22 protein-coding genes are annotated in these 20,089 nt (G+C 71.1%); 5 read left to right on the forward strand and 17 right to left on the reverse strand.

The genetic code is table 11. The features are described from left to right. Nucleotides 1-63: 63 nt before the first annotated feature. From ACIGA3_RS24380 to rimP, 3 genes are all read right to left on the reverse strand, one after another. Nucleotides 64-360: a YlxR family protein gene (locus tag ACIGA3_RS24380; RefSeq protein WP_399719379.1), complete on the reverse strand. Its 297-nt coding sequence runs from the start codon at nt 358-360 to the stop codon at nt 64-66. Nucleotides 361-442: 82 nt separating this feature from the next. Further along, nucleotides 443-1,429, reverse strand: a complete 987-nt coding sequence (nusA, locus tag ACIGA3_RS24385) for a transcription termination factor NusA (RefSeq protein ID WP_399719382.1) — start codon at nt 1,427-1,429, stop codon at nt 443-445. A gap of 2 nt (nt 1,430-1,431) precedes the next feature. Further along, nucleotides 1,432-1,950, reverse strand: coding sequence for a ribosome maturation factor RimP (gene rimP / locus ACIGA3_RS24390; RefSeq protein ID WP_399719384.1), 519 nt, complete (start codon nt 1,948-1,950; stop codon nt 1,432-1,434). Nucleotides 1,951-2,235: 285 nt separating this feature from the next. Here rimP and ACIGA3_RS24395 point away from each other — a divergent pair, with 285 nt between their 5' ends. The 3 genes from ACIGA3_RS24395 to ACIGA3_RS24405 all read left to right on the forward strand — a co-directional run bounded on the left by ACIGA3_RS24395 (nt 2,236) and on the right by ACIGA3_RS24405 (nt 4,278). Then, complete coding sequence (locus tag ACIGA3_RS24395; RefSeq protein ID WP_399719387.1) at nt 2,236-2,754, forward strand: hypothetical protein; 519 nt, start codon at nt 2,236-2,238, stop codon at nt 2,752-2,754. Beyond that, nucleotides 2,751-3,260, forward strand: coding sequence for a ferritin-like domain-containing protein (locus tag ACIGA3_RS24400; protein ID WP_399719390.1), 510 nt, complete (start codon nt 2,751-2,753; stop codon nt 3,258-3,260). The genes ACIGA3_RS24395 and ACIGA3_RS24400 overlap by 4 nt, the downstream gene beginning before the upstream one ends. 100 nt (nt 3,261-3,360) lie before the next feature. Beyond that, a complete protein-coding gene (locus ACIGA3_RS24405; RefSeq protein WP_399719392.1) occupies nt 3,361-4,278 on the forward strand; it encodes an aminoglycoside phosphotransferase family protein in 918 nt (305 codons plus the stop codon). 67 nt (nt 4,279-4,345) lie between these two features. Here the strand turns inward: ACIGA3_RS24405 and ACIGA3_RS24410 are convergent, their stop codons facing one another. From ACIGA3_RS24410 to ACIGA3_RS24440, 7 genes are all read right to left on the reverse strand, one after another. Next, the gene (locus ACIGA3_RS24410) at nt 4,346-6,049 is read right to left on the reverse strand and encodes a proline--tRNA ligase (RefSeq protein ID WP_399719397.1); all 1,704 of its coding nucleotides are present in this window, start codon (nt 6,047-6,049) and stop codon (nt 4,346-4,348) included. 75 nt (nt 6,050-6,124) lie between these two features. Next, complete coding sequence (locus ACIGA3_RS24415) at nt 6,125-6,655, reverse strand: GNAT family N-acetyltransferase (protein ID WP_399719400.1); 531 nt, start codon at nt 6,653-6,655, stop codon at nt 6,125-6,127. 34 nt (nt 6,656-6,689) lie between these two features. Continuing rightward, nucleotides 6,690-7,538 (reverse strand): GNAT family N-acetyltransferase, encoded by an 849-nt coding sequence (locus tag ACIGA3_RS24420; RefSeq protein ID WP_399719403.1) that lies wholly within the window; start codon nt 7,536-7,538, stop codon nt 6,690-6,692. 95 nt (nt 7,539-7,633) lie between these two features. Further along, nucleotides 7,634-7,891 (reverse strand): DUF397 domain-containing protein, encoded by a 258-nt coding sequence (locus ACIGA3_RS24425; RefSeq protein WP_399719405.1) that lies wholly within the window; start codon nt 7,889-7,891, stop codon nt 7,634-7,636. Further along, the gene (locus tag ACIGA3_RS24430) at nt 7,888-8,145 is read right to left on the reverse strand and encodes a DUF397 domain-containing protein (protein ID WP_399719407.1); all 258 of its coding nucleotides are present in this window, start codon (nt 8,143-8,145) and stop codon (nt 7,888-7,890) included. Before ACIGA3_RS24430 ends, ACIGA3_RS24425 begins: the two co-directional genes overlap by 4 nt. A 30-nt stretch (nt 8,146-8,175) precedes the next feature. Further along, nucleotides 8,176-8,433, reverse strand: coding sequence for a DUF397 domain-containing protein (locus ACIGA3_RS24435; protein WP_399719409.1), 258 nt, complete (start codon nt 8,431-8,433; stop codon nt 8,176-8,178). After that, a complete protein-coding gene (locus ACIGA3_RS24440) occupies nt 8,430-9,260 on the reverse strand; it encodes a helix-turn-helix domain-containing protein (RefSeq protein WP_399719411.1) in 831 nt (276 codons plus the stop codon). Before ACIGA3_RS24440 ends, ACIGA3_RS24435 begins: the two co-directional genes overlap by 4 nt. A 135-nt stretch (nt 9,261-9,395) precedes the next feature. On the opposite strand from ACIGA3_RS24440, the gene ACIGA3_RS24445 reads away from it, so the two are divergent. Next, a complete protein-coding gene (locus tag ACIGA3_RS24445; RefSeq protein WP_399719414.1) occupies nt 9,396-9,815 on the forward strand; it encodes an ATP-binding protein in 420 nt (139 codons plus the stop codon). Nucleotides 9,816-9,836: 21 nt separating this feature from the next. Here ACIGA3_RS24445 and ispG read toward each other — a convergent pair whose 3' ends face one another. The 3 genes from ispG to dxr all read right to left on the reverse strand — a co-directional run bounded on the left by ispG (nt 9,837) and on the right by dxr (nt 13,744). Beyond that, nucleotides 9,837-10,994, reverse strand: a complete 1,158-nt coding sequence (gene ispG / locus ACIGA3_RS24450; RefSeq protein WP_399719417.1) for a flavodoxin-dependent (E)-4-hydroxy-3-methylbut-2-enyl-diphosphate synthase — start codon at nt 10,992-10,994, stop codon at nt 9,837-9,839. A gap of 171 nt (nt 10,995-11,165) precedes the next feature. Next, the gene (locus tag ACIGA3_RS24455) at nt 11,166-12,470 is read right to left on the reverse strand and encodes a M50 family metallopeptidase (protein WP_399719420.1); all 1,305 of its coding nucleotides are present in this window, start codon (nt 12,468-12,470) and stop codon (nt 11,166-11,168) included. After that, complete coding sequence (gene dxr / locus ACIGA3_RS24460; RefSeq protein WP_399719423.1) at nt 12,467-13,744, reverse strand: 1-deoxy-D-xylulose-5-phosphate reductoisomerase; 1,278 nt, start codon at nt 13,742-13,744, stop codon at nt 12,467-12,469. The genes ACIGA3_RS24455 and dxr overlap by 4 nt, the downstream gene beginning before the upstream one ends. Before the next feature lie 211 nt (nt 13,745-13,955). Between dxr and ACIGA3_RS24465 the strand changes: the two genes are divergently transcribed. Then, the gene (locus ACIGA3_RS24465; RefSeq protein ID WP_399719426.1) at nt 13,956-14,414 is read left to right on the forward strand and encodes a lamin tail domain-containing protein; all 459 of its coding nucleotides are present in this window, start codon (nt 13,956-13,958) and stop codon (nt 14,412-14,414) included. A gap of 3 nt (nt 14,415-14,417) precedes the next feature. Here ACIGA3_RS24465 and ACIGA3_RS24470 read toward each other — a convergent pair whose 3' ends face one another. From ACIGA3_RS24470 to ACIGA3_RS24485, 4 genes are all read right to left on the reverse strand, one after another. Continuing rightward, a complete protein-coding gene (locus ACIGA3_RS24470; RefSeq protein ID WP_399719429.1) occupies nt 14,418-16,355 on the reverse strand; it encodes an acyl-CoA dehydrogenase family protein in 1,938 nt (645 codons plus the stop codon). 148 nt (nt 16,356-16,503) lie between these two features. Beyond that, complete coding sequence (locus ACIGA3_RS24475; protein WP_399719430.1) at nt 16,504-17,367, reverse strand: formate/nitrite transporter family protein; 864 nt, start codon at nt 17,365-17,367, stop codon at nt 16,504-16,506. A gap of 186 nt (nt 17,368-17,553) precedes the next feature. Beyond that, nucleotides 17,554-18,378: an isocitrate lyase/phosphoenolpyruvate mutase family protein gene (locus ACIGA3_RS24480; RefSeq protein WP_399719433.1), complete on the reverse strand. Its 825-nt coding sequence runs from the start codon at nt 18,376-18,378 to the stop codon at nt 17,554-17,556. A 155-nt stretch (nt 18,379-18,533) separates the two neighbouring features. Continuing rightward, nucleotides 18,534-19,979 carry an aldehyde dehydrogenase family protein gene (locus ACIGA3_RS24485; protein WP_399719436.1) on the reverse strand — a complete coding sequence of 482 codons (1,446 nt, stop codon included), beginning with the start codon at nt 19,977-19,979 and terminating at the stop codon, nt 18,534-18,536. Nucleotides 19,980-20,089 lie beyond the last annotated feature (110 nt).

The following is a 20,089-nucleotide window of genomic DNA, read 5'->3' on the forward strand; positions in this document are numbered from 1 at the left end:
CAATCTCGACCTGCTTTCGACTCGCGAGGTACCAGGCCGCCACGGCGCTCCGGACGGCACTTCTTACGGTGTTGCCTGCTCGGCAACTGTTGTCTGCTCGACGTATCGGCGCAACGCGTTTGTGTCGAGCGCTCGCGGGGCGCGCAGTGCCCGCGTGAACGCCCGGCGGCGAACCGCCTGGTCCAGACAGACCAGTGCCGGGTGTACATAAGCACCCCGGCCGGGCAGCGTACCGCGAGGATCGGGGACGCAGGCGTCCTCGATCATCACGATCCGCAGTAGATCGTTCTTGGCCGCCCGCTTCCGACACCCCACACAGGTGCGTTCAGGGCATGCTCGGGTGTGCGTCCGGCCAGACACGGCTAAGTCTACCTCCCCGTACCGACCTCACCCCGTTGGGGTAGAGGTCGAACAGTTGCAGTGTGGTGAACGGGGCGGTGAGCTAGTCGGTGACCTGCTCGGTGTCCGGCCGGATGTCGATGCGCCAGCCGGTGAGCCGGGCCGCGAGCCGGGCGTTCTGCCCTTCCTTGCCGATCGCCAGCGACAGCTGGTAGTCCGGCACGGTGACCCGGGCGGAGCGGGCGGCGAGGTCGACGACCTCGACCTTGCTCACCCGAGCGGGTGACAGGGCGTTCGCCACCATCTCGGCCGGGTCGTCCGACCAGTCGACGATGTCGATCTTCTCGCCGTTCAGCTCGCCCATCACATTGCGCACCCGGCCGCCCATCGGGCCGATGCAGGCACCCTTGGCGTTCAGGCCCGAACGGTTGGACCGTACGGCGATCTTGGTGCGGTGGCCGGCCTCGCGGGCGATCGCGGCGATCTCCACCGAGCCGTCCGCGATCTCCGGCACCTCCAGGGCGAAGAGCTTCTTCACCAGGCTGGGGTGGGTGCGGGAGAGCGTGACCGAGGGGCCACGCACGCCCTTGGCGACGCGGACCACGTAGGAACGCAGCCGCATGCCGTGCTGGTAGGTCTCGCCGGGGACCTGCTCCTGCACCGGCAGGATGGCCTCCAGCTTGCCGATGTCCACGAGCACGTTCTTCGGGTCGCGGCCCTGCTGGACCACGCCGGTGACGATGTCGCCCTCGCGGCCGGCGTACTCGCCGAGCGTGGCGTCGTCCTCCGCGTCGCGCAGCCGCTGCAGGATGACCTGCTTGGCGGTGGTGGCGGCGATCCGGCCGAACCCGGAGGGGGTGTCGTCGAACTCGCGGCGCTCCTGCCCCTCCTCGACGTCCTCGGGGTCCTCCTTCGCCCACACGGTCACATGACCGGTCTGCCGGTTCAGCTCCACGCGCGCGTGGCGGCGGCTTCCGTCGGTACGGTGGTACGCGATGAGGAGGGCCGACTCGATCGCCTCGACCAGCAGGTCGAAGGAGATCTCCTTCTCCCTGACCAAGCCCCGCAGGGCGCTCATGTCGATATCCACGGCTACGCCTCCTCCTCTTCCTTCATGTCCGTCTTGTCCGCCTTGTCCTTGCGGTTGAACTCGACCTGCACCCGCGCCTTGGCGATCTCCGGGAAACCGAGCCGGCGGTTCTTGGCCTTGCGGCCCTTCACACCGGGAACCTCCAGGTCCAGACCCTCGTCGTCCACGCTCAGGATGCGCGCGACGATCTCGTCGTCGTCGGCCAGCTGGAACTTAACCAGCCGGTCCACGGCACGCCGGTAGTGACGGGGTTCGGTGAGGAGGCGCTCGGCGCCGGGGGTGCCGACCTCCAGGTCGTACGCCTGGTCGCCCATCGCGTCGGTCTCGTCGAGCTTCGCCGAGAGCTCACGGCTCACATCGGCGATCCGGTCCAGGTCCGCCCCGGTGTCGGAGTCGACGACCACGCGCAGCACCCGCTTGCGTCCGACGGAGTCGATGGCGATCTCCTCGAGATCCAGCCCCTGGGAGGTGACGAGCGGTTCGAGCAGCTCTCGCAGCCTCTCGCTCTGGGTGGTGCTCATCCGGGTGACTCCTCGGCCGCGTGTGCTGTTGTGGGATGGGTCGCGTGTCTGGTCAAAGGGTATCCGGTCGGGATGGGTGTTGCCGTCCACCCTGGGCGGCCATGGGCCGACCGCGTCCTTCCGGTGGCCGCCCGGGGGTGTGGGGCGGTGCCGGTGAGCGGTGCGGGCACGGGGCGCGGGTACGGTGATCACGGGCGTGCCGCCCGTTCGCCGGGCGCCGCTTTCCGGTGCCCCTCCCCCGCCCCTCCCCGTCTGTCCCCGTACGAGTCTCCGAGGACGTCTGCCGTGTCGTACTCCCCACCGCCGCGCGCCCGTTCGGGGCCGCGCAGAAGAACCCTGCTCGCCTCCCTCGCCGGTGCCACCGCCCTGCTGGCGGGCTGCTCGTCCGGCTCCGGTCCCGCCGAGCGCGCGGCGTCGGCTGCCACCCGTGCACGCGCGCGTGCGGCGCGGGACAGCGCCGGGCTGCTCGCGCGCTACGACGCGGTGCTCGACGCGCACCCGGCGCTCGCCGGCCGGCTCGCTCCGCTGCGGGCGGCGGTGGCCGCGCACCGGGACGCCTTCGGCGGCGCGGACGACGGCAACGCGAAGCGCGGCGACAAGGCGAAGCCGTCGCCCTCCCCGGCCCCCACCGCCCCCGCCGACCAGAAGGACGCACTGACCTCGCTGGCGTCCGCCGAGCGGACCGTGGCGGACCGGCGCGCGGGGGCGCTGCTGGAGGTACCGGGCGAGCTGGCACGGCTGCTGGCGTCGGTGTCGGCGGCCGGGTCCGCGCACGCGTATCTGCTGACGGAGGCGGCGAAGTGAGCGTCCACGACGGGACCGACAAGGCGAAGAAGGCCGAACTGACCGCTCTCCAGGCGGCGTTGGCGGCGGAGCACGCGGCGGTGTACGGCTACGGCGTCGTCGGCGGCCGGATCGGGGCACCCCGGCAGGGCGAGGCGCGTTCCGCGCACGACGCCCACCGCGCGGCCCGCGACACCCTGGCCCGCTCGGTCCGCGATCTGGGCGGTGAGCCGGTGGCGGCGAGCCCCGCGTACGCGCTGCCGTTCACGGTCGCGGACTCCCCCGCCGCGCTGCGCCTGGCCGCCGAGCTGGAGGAACGTCTCGCCGGCGTCTACGCCGACCTGGTCCGCGCCTCCACCGGCCACCGCCGCACCACGGCCACCTCGGCCCTGCGCGAGGCGGCGGTCCGCGCGGTCCGCTGGAGCGGTGAGTCCCCCGCCTTCCCCGGCCTCGCGGAACGCACCGACGACACCACCGGCCGGGCCGGAGCGGCGGACTCCGCCCCCTCGGCGTCCCCGACCGCGTGAGCACAGGACCGACCGGAGCGGGGGCCGGGAAGGCGTAGCCTTCCCTGGGCCTCCGTTGCGGGGGCCCGGACGGACACAGGAGAAGGGGACCGACTCGCGCATGGCTTTCGAACCGCCTCGGCGACTGGTCCGGGCGAGCCGGGAGACCGCGCCGCCCGGTGACGACTGGCTGGCCGGACTGCCCGAGGCGGCTGAACGGGCCGTCGCCGCACGCGAGTTGACCGTGGACCGGGTGCAGGTGCCAGGCGGCCGGAGCAGTCTGGTGCTGTTGGTACGGCGCGCGGACGGCAGTCCCGCCGTGCTGAAGCTGGTGCCCGCCCGGTCCCGGCCGGAGAGCGAGCGGGCGGCGCTGGCGCACTGGGGTGGCCTGGGTGCCGTACAGCTGCTGGACGGCGGGCCCGAGGACGTGACGGAGGGTGCGCTGCTGCTGGAGCGGCTGCATCCGGATGTGTCGGTGCGCTCGCTCCCGGAGGCCAAGGCGCTGCTGGAGGCGGCGGGAACGCTGCGCCGCCTGTGGGTGGAGCCGCCGGCCGGCGAGGGCGCGCACCGGTTCGAGACGGTCGCGGAGCGCACCGGGCGGCAGGCCGAGGCGATGGCCGCGAGTGCTCTGCAGGACCCCGAGTCGGCGCCGCTGGTGGACGCGGCGCTGGCGGTGCGCGAGGAGCTGCTGGCCGAGGCGCCGGACCACCGGCTGCTGCACGGCACGTTCCGGCAGAGCAAGGTGCTGGGCGGGGAGCGGCTGCCGTGGCTGGCGGTGGGCCCGGACCCGGTGGTCGGCGAGTGCGCCTTCGATCTGGCGCGGCTGGTGCGGGACCGGGTGGAGGACCTGATCGCGGTGCCGTCCGGCGCGGCGGTGACCCGGCGCCGGATCAAGCGGCTCGCGGAGTCGCTGGAGGTGGACCAGGAGCGGCTGCGCGGCTGGACGCTGTTCCGGGCCGTGGAGTCCGGGGTACGGGCCCGCCGGGTGGGCCGGGAGCAGGACGCTGACCTGCTGCTGGAGTTCGCCACCTGGCTGTGAGTGCGCGAAAAGCCCGGCCGCTCGGTGCGGCCGGGCTTTTCGCTGTGCCTGATCAGGCGGTGAAGCGTCAGGCGGTGAGGCGGGCGATGGCCTCCTCGACCGTCAGCTCCTCGCGCTCACCGGTCTTGCGGTCCTTCAGCTCCAGCACGCCGTCGGCGGAGCGGCGGCCGGCGACCAGGATCTGCGGTACGCCGATCAGCTCGGCGTCGGTGAACTTCACACCCGGCGAGACCCCGGCGCGGTCGTCGACCAGGACCCGGACGCCCGCGGCGGACAGCTTCTCGGCGACGTCGAGCGCCAGCTCGGTCTGGAGCGCCTTGCCCGCGGCGACCACGTGCACGTCGGCCGGGGCGACCTCCTTGGGCCAGCACAGGCCGTGCTCGTCGGCGGTCTGCTCGGCGAGGGCGGCGACGGCGCGGGAGACGCCGATGCCGTAGGAGCCCATGGTGACGCGGACGGGCTTGCCGTTCTGGCCGAGCACGTCGAGCTTGAGGGCGTCGGCGTACTTGCGGCCGAGCTGGAAGATGTGGCCGATCTCGATGGCGCGGTCCAGCTTCAGCCCGGCGCCGCACTTGGGGCAGGGGTCGCCGTCCTGGACCACGACGACATCGACGTACTCGTCGACCTCGAAGTCACGGCCGGCGACGACGTTCTTGGCGTGCGTGTGCTCCTTGTTGGCGCCGGTGATCCAGTCGGTGCCGGGGGCCACGCGGGGGTCGGCGATGTACTTGACCTTCTCGCCCAGGCCCTGCGGGCCGACGTAGCCGCGCACCAGGTCGGGGCGGCCGACGAAGTCCTCGGCGGTGACCAGCTCGACGGCGGCGGGGGCGAAGTGCGCCTCGACCTTGTCCATGTCGACCTCGCGGTCACCGGGCACGCCCACGGCGACGATCTCGCCGTCCACCTTGACCAGCAGGTTCTTCAGGGTGGCGGAGGCGGGGACGCCGAGGGAGGCGGCCAGGGTCTCGATGGTCGGGGTGTCCGGGGTGGGGATCTCCTCCAGCGCGGGCACGGCGGAGCCGTCGACGGGGGCGGTCTCGTAGTAGACGGCCTCGGTGTTGGCGGCGAAGTCGCAGTTGGGGCAGTCGGCGAAGGTGTCCTCGCCGGCCTCGGCCGGGGCGAGGAACTCCTCGGACCGGGAGCCGCCCATGGCGCCCGCGGTGGCCGCGCAGATGCGGTAGTCGAGGCCGAGGCGCTCGTAGATCCGCTGGTAGGCGGCGCGGTGCGCGGCGTAGGAGGTGGCGAGGCCCTCGTCCTCGGTGTCGAAGGAGTACGAGTCCTTCATCAGGAACTCGCGGCCGCGCAGGATGCCCGCGCGGGGGCGCGCCTCGTCCCGGAACTTGGACTGGATCTGGTACAGGATCACCGGCAGGTCCTTGTAGGAGGACGCCTGGTCCTTCACCAGCAGGGTGAAGATCTCCTCGTGGGTGGGGCCGAGGAGGTAGTCGCCGCCCTTGCGGTCCTGGAGGCGGAACAGCTCGGCGCCGTACTCGTCCCAGCGGCCGGTGGCCTCGTAGGGCTCGCGCGGCAGCAGGACGGGGAGGACGACCTCCTGGGCGCCGATGGCGTCCATCTCCTCGCGCACGATCCGCTCGACGTTGGCGAGGACCTTGGTGCCCAGCGGCAGCCAGGACCAGATGCCGGCGGCGGTGCGGCGGACGTAACCGGCGCGGACGAGGAGCTTGTGGCTGAGGACCTCGGCGTCGGCCGGGTCGTCGCGCAGCGTCTTCGCCAACAACTTGGACATGCGCTGGACCGGTACGTTCGCCATTGTTCTCGTACTCCTGCCGGAAATGTGGGTGATGGCTAGGAGGTTAGCCGGGGCTCCCGCGCGGGTGGAAATCGGTTATCGACGGCGCAGCGGGAGGGGGGCGCCCATGACGGCGTACGGCTTGGGGGCGCTCGGGAAGTGGACCTGGCGGGCGAGGTCGGTGTAGCCGAGGGCGTGGTAGAGGCCGCGGGCGGGGCTGTCGGTGTCGATGGCGGAGAGGATGGAGCGGGGTTCGGCGGCGCTGTCGGTGATGCGGGTGATCAGGTGGCGGCCGATGCCCCGGTTCTGGTGGCCGGGGTGGACGTGCAGCTCGGTGATGACGAAGGAGTCGTCGAGCCAGCCGTCGTTGCCCTGGGCGCGCAGGTAGGGCTCCACGATGGTGGACCACCAGTGGGCGCGGGAGTTGGGCATGCCGTACACGAAGCCGATCAGCGCGCCCCGGCTGGTGGCGCCGAGGGCGCGGGCGCCGGGCATGCGCATGTGGCGCTGGACGATCTGGCGGCGTACGGCGATCTCGTCGGGGCCGAGGCCGAAGGCGAGGGCCTGTACGGCGAGGGCCTCGTCGACGTGGGCTTCGAGGTCCAGGGTGCCGATCACGAGGTCCATGCGGGGAGCGTACAGGGGTGGCTCGGCGGACCCGTCAGAAGAGAATGCTCATGAACTGGCCGACCTCCTGGAACCCCACCCTGCGGTACGTGGCACGCGCGGCGGTGTTGAAGTCGTTGACGTAGAGGCTGGCCACGGGGGCGATGTCGGCGAGGGCGTAGCGCAGTACGGCGGCCATGCCGGGGGCGGCGAGGCCCTTGCCCCGGTACTCGGGGGCGACCCACACACCCTGGATCTGGCAGGCGCGGGAGGTCGCGGCGCCGATCTCGGCCTTGAAGACGACGTTGCCGCGGCCGTCGACGCGGGCGAAGGAGCGGCCGGCGCCGACGAGTTCGGCGACGCGCGCCTGGTAGAGGAGTCCGCCGTCGCCGGCCATCGGGGAGACGCCGACCTCCTCGGTGAACATGGCCACGCACGCCGGCATGATCGTGTCCATCTCGTCCTTGCGGACGCGCCGGACATAGGGGTCGGGCGTGATGTCGGCGGGCATGTGGTCGGTGACCATGAGGGGCTGGCGGGCGCGGACCTCGCGGGCGGGGCCCCAGTGCGGTTCCAGCAGCCGCCACAGCTGGGCGGTGGCCTCGGCGGAGCCGACGATCGAGGAGCAGCGGCGGCCGCCCCGGCGGGCGCGGTCGGCGAAGGCGCGCACGGCGCGGGGGGTGGCGCAGACGGGGACGAGGTTGGCGCCCGCGTAGCACAGGGACGTGAGCATGCCGTCCTCGTACCAGCCCCACATCTCGCCGCCGAGGCGCCAGGGGTCGAGGCCGGCCACCTGGACACGGGCGGCCACGAAGGCGTTGGCGACGGGCTCGCGGTCGAGGACCGCGAGCGCTGCGTCGAGGTCGCTCGGTTCGAGCACCCGTGAGGTGGTCTGGGTCAACACGTGCGGGGGCCTCACCCTGGGGTCTGCGCTGGTCTTGGCACTATAGCCGCGCGTTCCCGCCGGTGCGGTGCGTCGCGCCTCCGCCGCAGTCTCTCTCAACCTCGCGCGAGCCCCAGGAACGCGTGCCACGCCGTGGTCTGTACGGAGAGGGTGGGGGCGGCGGAGGGGTTCTGCTTGGAGTCGCGGATGTGGATGGTGGTGGGGCAGGCGGCGACCTCTACGCACTGGCCTCCGGCCCCGCTGCTGTGGCTGGACCGGTGCCAGGAGAGGGCGGCTTCGAGGCACTCGCCGCCGCTGCCTGTGCTGTAGCTGCTCTTGAACCACGTCAGGTCGGACGGCATCTCGACGTTCATGCCTGGACGAGCCCCAGGAACGCGTGCCACGCGGTGGCCGGCACGGAGAGGGTGGGGGCGGTGGCGGGATTCTGCTTGGAGTCACGCACGTGGATGGTGGCGGGGCAGGCGGCGACCTCGACGCATTCGCCGCCGCCGCCGCTGCTGTAGCTGGACCGGTGCCAGGGGAGGGCGGCTTCGAGGCACTGCCCGCCATCACCAGCGCTGTAGCTGCTCTTGAACCACGTCAGCTCGGACAGCTTCTCGACGGTCATGCCTCACAGCCTCCCCCGCTGTAATCCCTCTCAAGCCTGGACGAGCCCCAGGAATGCCTGCCACGCGGTGGTCGGTACGGAAAGGGTGGGGGCAGTGGTGGGGTTCTGCTTGGAGTCGCGCACGTGGATGGTGGCCGGGCAAGCGGCGACCTCGACGCACTGACCGCCGTCGCCGTCGCTGTAACTGGACTTGCGCCACGGTAGGGCGACCTCGACGCACTGGCCGCCTTCGCCGTCGCTGTAGGTGCTCTTGAACCACGTCAGCTCGGACGGCTTTTCGACGTTCATGTCTCTCCCAGCAACTTCTCGACGAGGGCTAGCGACTTGATCGGTGTCAGGGCCTGGGCACGCAGGAGACCGTAGCGCTCCTCCATCTCCCTGACCGTCTGAGTATCGGAGTAGAGGCGGCTCCCCTTGTGCGCGTCCGCGTAGCCGATCCTGCGCCCCTTCGCCGTGTCGATCAAGGTGAAGGTACCAAACAGGGCAGCGTGCTCTTCGCACTCGTTCGGCATGACCTGGATCTCCACGTTACGCCGCTGTCCGATGAGCAGGATCTGCTCCAACTGCCCACGCATGACCGCCGGTCCGCCCCACCCCTTGTGCAGAAGAGCTTCCTCCATCACGAAGCTCATGGTGGGCGCAGACTTGCGCTGGAAAATCTCCTGCCGAGCCAGTCGCGCCGCGACGCGCTGCTCGATGGTCGCCTCGTCCAGCAGGGGCCGTCGCATGGTGAACACCGTCCGCGCGTAGTCCTCCGTCTGCAACAGGCCGTTAATCAGTAGTGCGTCATACACATGCCACCCGACGGCTTCCTTCTCGAGCCTCGCCGCATCCCGGAAGAAGGCCGGATACTGCGCCTTCGCCATGTCCTCGACGAAATCGGCCAGCATCCCGCCCGCGTCCAGCACACCATCCGCCTGCCGGATGAACTTCTCGTTCGGGATGCGCCTGCCCACCTCGTAGGACGTGATGGTCGCGGCCGAGTAGCCCGTACGGCGACCCAACTCGGCCCGATCCACCCCCGCTTGGACACGTAACCGCTTCAGCAACCGTCCGAAGACAAGCGGGATACCCGCGCCCAGCGCTTCCTGGTCCTCCTGTGATTCCTCGCTCATGCCTACCCCCAATGCCCGTACGCCACCCTCGGTCACGGCGCGCTCGTGTACAGCCGCACCCCGCCCGTGTACAACGCCTGGTGGTCCCGGTGCTGCCACTGTCCAACGCTACTGAGCGTGCGGGACCGTAACGGCGTGAAATCAGAAATCTCCACCCAGGAATTCGCGATGCGCTTCACCTCCACCCCGCGTGGCGCACGGCTCGCCCGGCGGCTGGTCTCGGTCCGGCTGGACGAATGGGGGCATCCGTACGACGGCCGACTCAACGAGGCCGTCACGCTGATCGCGGCCGAGCTGGCCGCCAACGCCGTACGGCATGGCCGCGTACCCGGCCGGGACTTTCACCTGCGGCTGGCCGGGGACGACGGCGTCGTACGCGTGGAGGTCTCGGACACCCTGACCGAGCGGCTGCCCGAGATCCGGGTGCCGTGCGGGGAGTCCGGCCGGGGGCTGATCCTGGTCGAGGCGCTCGCGGACAAGTGGGGGGTGGCGCCGAGGCAGCCCGGCAAGACGGTGTGGGCGGAGGTACGGCAAAGTCCCGCCACCGGGGGGTGACGGGACTCGGACGCGGGGGGGTCAGCCCGCTACGGCTACCGTCGGCTCGCCCGACGTGATGCCCTCGGCCTCCATCTTCTCGGCCAGCTTCATGGCCTCCTCGATGAGGGTCTCCACGATCTTCGACTCCGGGACGGTCTTGATGACCTCGCCCTTCACGAAGATCTGGCCCTTGCCGTTGCCGGAGGCGACGCCGAGGTCCGCCTCGCGCGCCTCACCGGGGCCGTTCACGACGCAGCCCATGACGGCGACGCGGAGCGGGACCTCCATGCCGGTCAGGCCGGCGGTGACCTCTTCGGCCAGCTTGTAGACGTCGACCTGGGCGCGACCACAGGACGGGCAGGACACGATCTCCAGGCCCCGCTGCTTCAGGTTCAGCGACTCCAGGATCTGGTTGCCGACCTTGACCTCTTCCACCGGCGGCGCCGACAGGGAGACGCGGATGGTGTCACCGATGCCCTCGGACAGCAGCGCACCGAAGGCCACCGCCGACTTGATCGTGCCCTGGAACGCCGGACCCGCCTCAGTCACACCCAGGTGCAGCGGGTAGTCGCACTGGGCCGCGAGCTGCCGGTACGCCTCGATCATCACGACCGGGTCGTTGTGCTTCACCGAGATCTTGATGTCCCGGAAGTCGTGCTCCTCGAAGAGGGACGCCTCCCACAGCGCCGACTCCACCAGGGCCTCCGGGGTGGCCTTGCCGTACTTCTGCAGCAGACGGCGGTCCAGGGAGCCCGCGTTCACGCCGATGCGGATCGGGGTGCCGTGGTCCTTGGCAGCCTTGGCGATCTCGCGGACCTTGTCGTCGAACTGCTTGATGTTGCCGGGGTTCACCCGGACCGCCGCGCAGCCCGCCTCGATCGCGGCGAAGACGTACTTCGGCTGGAAGTGAATGTCCGCGATCACCGGGAGCTGCGACTTCCGCGCGATGGTGGCCAGCGCGTCCGCGTCGTCCTGCGTCGGACAGGCGACCCGCACGATCTGGCACCCCGACGCCGTCAGCTCAGCGATCTGCTGCAACGTCGACCCGATGTCCGACGTACGCGTCGTCGTCATCGACTGCACCGACACGGGGGCGTCGCCGCCGACCGCGACGGTGCCGACCTGGATCTGACGGCTCTTGCGCCGTTCGGCGATCTTGGTCGGTACGGACGGCATGCCGAGAGAAATCGCAGTCATCTGCTGTGCAACCCCAAGTCGTGGATCAAGATCCGGTCCCGTGAACGGCGGGCTCCAGACTTTGAGATTACGACACGGGGCCCTGCCCCAGCACATCCCACCCGGCAAACCCACCCAATGGGCGGCGACCCGGAACGAAGAGTTCCGGGTCGCCTTCCTGGTCGTACGAGGTCAGGAGATCCGTACCGGGTTGACCACGTCCGCGATGAACACGAGCACCGTGAAGCAGACGAAGATCCCCGCCACCACGTAGGCCACCGGCATCAGCTTGGCCACGTCGAACGGGCCGGGGTCGGGGCGGCGCAGCACCCGGGCCACCTGGCGCCGCAGCGACTCCCACAGGGCGCCCGCGATGTGCCCGCCGTCGAGCGGGAGCAGCGGGAGCATGTTGAAGAGGAACAGCGACAGGTTGAACCCGGCGACCACGAAGACGGCCATGGCGACCTGCTGCGAGGCCGGGATGTTCAGCGTGGCGATCTCGCCGGTGACGCGGGCGGCGCCGACGATGCCCATCGGGGAGTCCGGCTCGCGCGGGCCGTCGCCGAAGGCGGCGTTCCACAGGGCCGGGATCTTGCCGGGGAGGGCCACGAGGGACTCCACGGCGTTGCCGACCTGGTCGCCCATCCAGACCACCGAGTCGCCGAAGTCGAGCTTGACGACGCCGGTGGCCGCGCTGAAGCCGAGGAAGCCGGCCTTGACGTACTCGCCCTGGACGTAGGCGCCGGCGGAGTCCTTCTTGGCGACCTGGTTGGTGGCGATGGTGGCGTGCAGGGTGAGCCGCTCGCCGTCGCGCTCGACCACGATCGGGACGTTGCGGCCCGCGCTGTCCCGGATGAGGTCGGACAGCGTGTTCCACTTCTCGGTGGGTTTGCCGTCGAAGGAGACGATCTTGTCGCCCGCCTTGATCCCGGCGGCGGCGGCCGGGGAGGCCGGGTCGGACTTCTTGCAGTCGTCACGGTTCTGGTTCTGCGCGATGACGCAGGGCGAGACCGAGGAGACCGTGTTGGTCTGCTGCTGGATGCCGAAGCCCATCAGCACCGTGAGGAAGAGCCCGACGGCCAGGATCAGGTTCATGAACGGGCCGGCGAACATGACGATGACGCGCTTCCACGGCTTGCGGGTGTAGAACATCCGCGTCTCGTCGCCCGGCTGGAGCTCCTCGTACGCCGCAGAGCGGGCGTCCTCGATCATGCCGCGCCACGGGGAGGTGGAGCGGGCGGTGACCCGGCCCGCGTCGTCCGGCGGGAACATGCCGATCATGCGGATGTAGCCGCCGAGCGGGACGGCCTTGATCCCGTACTCGGTCTCGCCCTTGTGCCGCGACCAGATGGTCGGGCCGAAACCCACCATGTACTGCGGGACGCGGATGCCGAAGAGCTTGGCCGTGGACAGGTGCCCCAGCTCGTGCCAGGCGATCGAGACGAGCAGGCCGACCGCGAAGACCACTATGCCGAGGATGAACATCAAGGTCGTCATGCACGCGCCTCCGCGTTAGCCGTCCGGTTGGTCAGTTTGGTCAGTTCACGGGCCCTGGCCCGGGCCCAGGTCTCCGCTTCGAGGACGTCCGACACCGTGAGCGAAGTTCCCGTGACCGGGGTGCCGTGTTCCTCGACCACCCGGATGACGGTCTCCATGATCCCGTTGAAGGGCAGAGCGCCGCCCAGGAAGGCTTCGACGCACTCCTCGTTGGCCGCATTGAACACCGCCGGGGCGGTGCCCGCGAGCCGGCCCACGTGCCGGGCGAGGTTCACCGAGGGGAAGGCGTCGTTGTCCAGCGGGAAGAACTCCCAGGTGGACGCCTTGCTCCAGTCGAAGGCCGGGGCGGCGTCCGGGACGCGCTCGGGCCAGCCCAGGCCGATGGCGATCGGCCCACCCATGTCGGGGGGCGTCGCCTGGGCGATCGTGGAACCGTCGGTGAACTCGACCATCGAGTGGACATACGACTGGGGATGCACGACCACCTCAATGCGGTCGAAGGGAATGTCGTAGAGCAGGTGGGCCTCGATGACCTCCAGGCCCTTGTTGACCAGGGTCGCGGAGTTGACCGTGATCACCGGGCCCATCGCCCAGGTGGGGTGCGCGAGGGCGTCGGCGACGGTGACCTCCGCCAGCTCGGCCTTGCTCCGGCCGCGGAAGGGGCCGCCGGAGGCGGTGACGACCAGCTTGCGCACATCGGCGCGGGTGCCGGCGGCGAGGGCCTGGAAGAGGGCCGCGTGCTCGGAGTCGACCGGGATGATCTGGCCGGGCTTGGCCAGCGCCTTGACCAGCGGGCCGCCGACGATCAGCGACTCCTTGTTGGCCAGCGCCAGGGTGCGGCCGGCCTCCAGGGCGGCCAGCGTCGGCGCGAGGCCGATGGAGCCGGTGATGCCGTTCAGCACGGTGTGGCAGTCGGAGGCGGCGACCTGGGCGGCGGCGTCCGGGCCCACGAGGATCTCCGGGAGCGGCTCGGTCCCGTACTGCCCGGCCAGGGCCTCGCGCAGCGCCGGCGCCGCGTCCTCGCGGGCGACCGCGACGGTGCGTACCCGCAGCTTGCGCGCCTGCTCGGCGAGGAGGTCCACCCGGCCGCCGTTCGCGGAGAGGGCGGTGACCCTGAAGCGGTCGGGGTTGCGCAGCACCAGGTCGATGGCCTGGGTGCCGATGGACCCGGTGGAGCCGAGGATCACCACGTCCTTCGGGCCGTCGCCCGCGACGGGGTCGAACACGAGGTGCGGGTCGGCGAGCGGGGCGGGGCTGTCGGGGCTGTCGGTCATCCCTCCATTGTGGCCGCACGCGGCGGCCGTGCGGACCGCGCGTCCCTCGGTCGGGTGGCCGGAGTGGCGGACGCGCGGTCCGCACGGCCGCCGGAAGGTTTCTCCCTTTGTGAATCTCGGGTGAAGATCCTGTGATAACAATTCAGTTGAACGGGTGAACTTCCCATCCGTGCAACGCCTTTGTGAACGACATCCTTGGGGGGATCTCTTCGTGCGTACCGTGCGCCTTCGCGCCGCCCTGCCCGCTCTCGCCGGCGCGGCCCTGCTCACCGGCACCCTGCTGAGCACCCCGGCCCAGGCGGCCGGCAGCGTCCAGATCCACCGGGTCTACTTCGACAGCCCCGGCAAGGACACCCGCTCCAACTCCAGCCTCAACGGCGAGTGGGTGCAGCTCAAGAACACCAGCCGCTCGGCCGTCTCACTGAAGGGGTGGGTCCTCAAGGACGCCTCGAACCACAAGTACTCGTTCCCGAACGTGAAGATCGGCGCCGGGAAGTACATGAAGATCCACACCGGGAGCGGATCGAACACCGCCTCGGACAGGTACCAGGGCCGCCGCGCCTACGTCTGGAACAACACCAGCGACACGGCGACCCTGACCAAGTCGAACGGCTCCAAGGTCGACACCTGCTCGTGGACGACCCGGAACGGCAGCGACAAGTACTGCTAGCAGCTAACCGCCGTAGGGGCGACGGGCGTTGACGCGCTCGCTCGCCCCCGGTGACGCGTCCGCGATCCAGACGCCGTCGCCCGAGGGGTCGAGGACGCCCTCCTCCAGCCACTCGTAGGCCCCGCCGAGGACGCCCTTGACCACCTTGCGGTCGATGTCGTCGGTGTTGTGCCACAGGCGGGCGAAGAGCTCGTCCACGCGGACGCGGGCCTGGCGGCAGAAGGCGTCGGCGAGCTGGTACGCCTCGCGGCCGTGCTCGCCCTCCCGCCGCAGCCGCTCGGCCCGTACGCAGGCCGCGCTCATGGCGAACAGCTCCGCGCCGATGTCCACGATCCGGCCGAGGAAGCCCTGCTTGGTCTCCATCCGGCCCTGCCAGCGGGACATGCCGTAGAAGGTGGCGCGGGCCAGCTTGCGGGCGTGCCGCTCGACGAACCGCAGATGCCCGGACAGGTCGATGCCGTGCTTGAACTCGGCGTACGAGGTGGGGAGTTGCCCCGGACCCGCGACCAGCTTCGGCAGCCACTTGGCGTAGAAGACGCCCGCGCCCGCACCGGCCCTCGCCTTGTCCTGGAGGGACTTGTCGGGGTCGATGAGGTCACCGGCGACCGAGAGGTGGGCGTCGACGGCCTCGCGTGCGATCAGCAGGTGCATGATCTCGGTGGAGCCCTCGAAGATGCGGTTGATGCGCAGGTCGCGCAGCATCTGCTCGGCCGGTACGGCCCGCTCGCCGCGGGCCGCGAGCGACTCGGCGGTCTCGTAGCCCCGCCCGCCCCGGATCTGGACCAGCTCGTCGGCCATCAGCCAGGACATCTCCGAGCCGTACAGCTTGGCGAGGGCGGCCTCGATGCGGATGTCGTTGCGGTCCTCGTCGGCCATCTGGGAGGCGAGGTCGACGACGGCCTCCAGCGCGAACGTGGTCGCCGCGATGAAGCTGATCTTGGCGCCGACGGCCTCGTGCAGCGCGACCGGCTTGCCCCACTGCTCGCGCTCGGCAGCCCACTCGCGGGCGATCTTCAGGCACCACTTGCCCGCACCGGCACACATCGCGGGCAGGGAGAGCCGGCCGGTGTTGAGCGTGGTGAGCGCGATCTTCAGACCGGCGCCCTCGGGGCCGATCCGGTTGGCGGCCGGGACCCGCACCCGGTGGAAGCGGGTGACGCCGTTCTCGATGCCGCGCAGCCCCATGAAGGCGTTGCGGTTCTCCACCGTGATGCCCTCGGCGTCGGCCTCCACCACGAACGCGGTGATGCCGCCGGGGTGCCCCTCGGACTTCGGCACCCGCGCCATGACGACCAGCAGATCGGCGACGACGCCGTTGGTGGTCCACAGCTTCACGCCGTCCAGGACGTAGTCGTCGCCGTCCGGGACGGCCGACGTGGCCAGCCGCGCCGGGTCCGAGCCGACGTCCGGCTCGGTGAGCAGGAAGGCGGAGATGTCGGTGGTGGCGCAGCGGGGCAGGAAGGCGTCCTTCTGCTCCTGGGTGCCGAAGATCTTCAGCGGCTGCGGTACGCCGATCGACTGGTGGGCGGAGAGCAGGGCGCCGATCGCGGGGCTGACCGAGCCGACCAGGGCGAGGGCCTTGTTGTAGTACAGCTGGGAGAGGCCGAGGCCGCCGTACTTGGTGTCGATCTTCATCCCGAGGGCGCCGAGCCGCTTCAGGCCGGCCACGACCTCGTCGGGGATGCGGGCCTCGCGCTCGATGCGGGCCGCGTCGATCTCCGTCTCGCAGAAGGCGCGCAACTCGGCGAGGAAGGTCTCGCCGCGCCGGACGCTCTCGGCGTCGGGGAGCGGGTGGGGGTGGATGAGGTCGAGCCGGAAGCGCCCGAGGAAGAGCTCCTTGGCGAAGCTGGGCTTGCGCCAGTTCTGCTCCCGGGCGGCCTCCGCCACCTGTCGGGCCTCGCGCTCGGAGACGTTGGTGCGTTGAGTGGTGGGGGCGGACATGAGGCTCACCTCGCCGCGAAGAGGGATGGTGGCGGACCGTGGGTAACCGACCCGTTGCTACTGGATCGTTGGTACCTGAATCGGGCGCCCCCCACCACCCCTTGCGCGTCCGTTCAGGTGAACGGACGCACGGGGGGACAGCGGCTGCTCAGACCGTTTCGAGGGCCGGGACCAGGGGCTTCGGGTCCTCGGCGGGGCTGTCCTGGGTGGCGGCCGGGGTGTTCCGGCGGCCGGTGAAGGAGTACGCGACGCCGACCAGCAGTCCGCCGCCGACGAGGTTGCCGAGGCCGACCAGGAGGAGGTTGTGGCCGAAGGCGGCGAGGGTGTCGCCGGGGACGTGCTCGAACAGGCCGAGCGAGAAGGTCGTCATGTTGGCGACGACGTGCTCGAAGCCGGAGGCGACGAAGGCCAGGATGCCCGCGAAGATCAGCATGATCTTGGCGGCGTCGGAGCGGGTGCGCATGCCCATCCACACGGTCAGGCAGACCAGGAAGTTGCAGAGCACGCCGCGGAAGAACATCGCCTCGCCGCTCTCGGCCATCTTGGCGTTGAGCATGCCGGTCAGGCCGGCCAGACCGGGGGCGGGCGCTCCGGGGGCGGGCGCGACGCCCAGCACCCCGGCGGCGTGGACCAGCCAGGCGAGGCCGACCGAGCCGACCAGGTTGCCGACGAGGGAGCCGACGATCACGGCGAGCGCGGCAGCGGGCGAGAGGGCCCTGCGGACCGCGCCCTGGACCATCGTCATCATGTTGCTGGTGGCCAGCTCGCCACCGGCGAAGATCACCAGCGTCAGCGCGACACCGAAGACCAGGCCCTGGATCAGCCTGACCCAGGGAGAGTGCGCGAGGCTGAGCGGGCCGGACACCATGACCATCAGCACGACGCCCATACCGATGAAGGCACCGGCGAGTGCCGAGAGCACCAGGTAGCGGCCGGGAGAGCGGAGAAGTTTCGCCTTGCCGCGCGCTGCCGCGATCTGGTCGTCCAGGGCTTCTTCAAGTGGTATCGGCACGGTGGCCCTCTCAGGTGCTGCTCACTCATGGTCGGATTGTCCGACTCTCACTGCGTGGAGCAGTGTGCGCGCACCGATCAGGAAATGTCAAAAGTCGAATCAATGACGTAATAGGCAATGCTTATCCCGACTTAATCGGCCAAATCTATCGCGCCATAGGTCGCGCCTATCACTGGCCCGGGCAGCCTACGGCTGACCGGGCCCGGCGAGCAGCCCGTCCAGTTCCGCGAAGGACAGGACGTCGGTGGGCGAGGTGACGGAGCCGGTCTCGTACAGCTCCCGCGCGGCACGGCGGGCGGCGGCGTACGCGGCCAGCGCCACGCCCGGACCGAGGCTCACCCGGGCCACACCGAGCGTGCCCAGATCCGCGACGGACGGCGCGCCGGGGCCGGCCATGACGTTGAGCGGTACGGGGATGTCCCCGGTCAGCGCCTGGAGGGTGGCCGGATCGGTGACACCGGGGACGAAGATGCCGTCGGCGCCCGCCTCGACGTACAGCCGGGCCCGGGTCAGGGTTTCCTCGAGGCGTGTCTCCGGGGCGCCCAGGCCCAGCAAGTAGGTGTCGACCCGGGCGTTGAGGAAGAGGTCCGCTCCCGCCCGCTCCGCGGTCCGGCGGGCCGCGGCGAGCCGGGCGGCCAGCTCGGCCGGGGTCCGGGTGCCGTCCTCGATGTTGACGCCGACGGCGCCCGCCTCGATCACCCCGGCGACCGTCTCGGCGACGGCGGAGGCGTCCTCGCCGTACCCGTCCTCGATGTCGGCGGTGACCGGGACCGTGACGGCGTCCGCGATCCGGGCGATCACCTCCAGGGCCCGCTCCCGGGTGAGGGAGCCGCCGTCGGGCGAACCGAGCGCCCATGAGACACCGGCACTGGTGGTGGCGATCGCGGGGGCGCCCGCCGCCTCGACGACGCGGGCGCTCGCCGTGTCCCAGGCGTTGGCGAGCGCGAGGGGGGCGGAGGGGGTGTGCAGGGAGCGGAAGAGGCGGGCGTCGGCCGCGTACGCGTGGGTCATGACCGCAGTCAAGCACCGTACGCGGACCGCCTTCTGGCAGGAATCCGACATGAATGCCGCCCGCCGTCAATGCGGTCGGCCGTCGGAGAACGCCGACGGCCGGAGCCCCCGCACAGTGTGGGCTCCGGCCGTCGTGGTGACCTGTCCGTGGCAGGTCAGAGTGCGAGGCCCGTGAGGACCAGGACGCGCTCGTAGGTGTAGTCGTCCATCGCGGAGCGGACGCCCTCGCGGCCGACGCCGGACTGCTTGACGCCGCCGTACGGCATCTGGTCGGCGCGGTAGGAGGGGACGTCGCCGATGACGACGCCGCCGACCTCGAGGGCGCGGTGGGCGCGGAAGGCGGTCTGGAGGTCGTGGGTGAACACGCCTGCCTGGAGGCCGTACTTGGAGTCGTTGACCGCGGCGAACGCCTCGGCCTCGCCGTCGACCTTCTGCACGGTGAGGACGGGTCCGAAGACCTCCTCGGTGGCGAGGGTGGCACCGGCGGGCACGTCGGTGAGGACGGTCGGGGCGTAGGTGGCGCCGTCGCGCTCACCGCCGGTGAGGAGGGTGGCGCCCGCCTCGACGGCCTCGTTCACCCAGGACTCGACGCGCTGCGCGGCGGCCTCGCTGACCAGCGGCCCGACCTCGGTCTTGTCGTCGGACGGGTCACCGGTGACCTGGGCCTCGACGGCGGCGACGATGCGCGGCAGCAGCCGCTCGTACACCGCGCCGTCCACGATCACCCGCTGCACCGAGATGCAGGACTGGCCGCCCTGGTAGTTGGAGAAGGTGGCGATGCGGGTCGCGGCCCAGTCCAGGTCGGCGTCGCTCGCCCAGTCGCCGAGGACGACGGCCGCGCCGTTGCCGCCCAGCTCCAGCGTGCAGTGCTTGCGCGGCACCGAGTCCATGATCGCGTAGCCGACCTGCTCGGAGCCGGTGAAGGAGATCACCGGGAGCCGCTCGTCCTGGACCAGCGCGGGCATCTTGTCGTTGGTGACCGGCAGGACGCTCCAGGACCCGGCGGGCAGGTCGGTCTCGGCCAGCAGCTCGCCGATGACCAGGCCGGAAAGCGGGGTGGCCGGGGCGGGCTTGAGGATGATCGGGACACCGGCGGCGATGGCCGGGGCGACCTTGTGCGCGCACAGGTTCAGCGGGAAGTTGAACGGCGCGATGCCGAGGACGACACCCTTGGGGAAGCGGCGGATCAGCGCCATACGGCCCTGGCCACCCGCGTCGGTGTCGAGCCGCTGGGCCTCGCCGCCGTTGAACCGCCGGGCCTCCTCGGCCGCGAGCCGGAACACGGAGACGGCACGGGCGACCTCGCCGCGCGCCCACTTGACGGGCTTGCCGTTCTCGCCGGAGATCAGCTGGGCGATCTCCTCGGTGCGCTCGGTCAGCCGCTTCGCGACGTGCTCCAGGGCGGCGGCGCGGACGTGCGCGGGGACGGCGGCGAACTCGTCGCGCACGGCGTACGCGGCGGCCACGGCCTCCTCGACCTGGGCGTCGGTGGGCACGCTCGCCCGGCCGACGAGACGGCCGTCCCACGGGGAGGTGACGTCGAAGCTGTCCTCGCCGGTGGCCTGGCGGCCGGCCAGCCAGAAGGCGTGGGTGGAGGTCATGTGCGGGTCCGGCCCTTCCGCGTCGGGGGGTGTGCTTGCGTGATCCACGGTAGGGCGGGCGCGCCCGGCGGTCGCTTGTCCGAGTCGTACGGATAGGGGTGGGCCGTGCT

Origin of the sequence: Streptomyces sp. NPDC085596, assembly GCF_044541565.1 — a bacterium.
Lineage (GTDB): Bacteria > Actinomycetota > Actinomycetes > Streptomycetales > Streptomycetaceae > Streptomyces.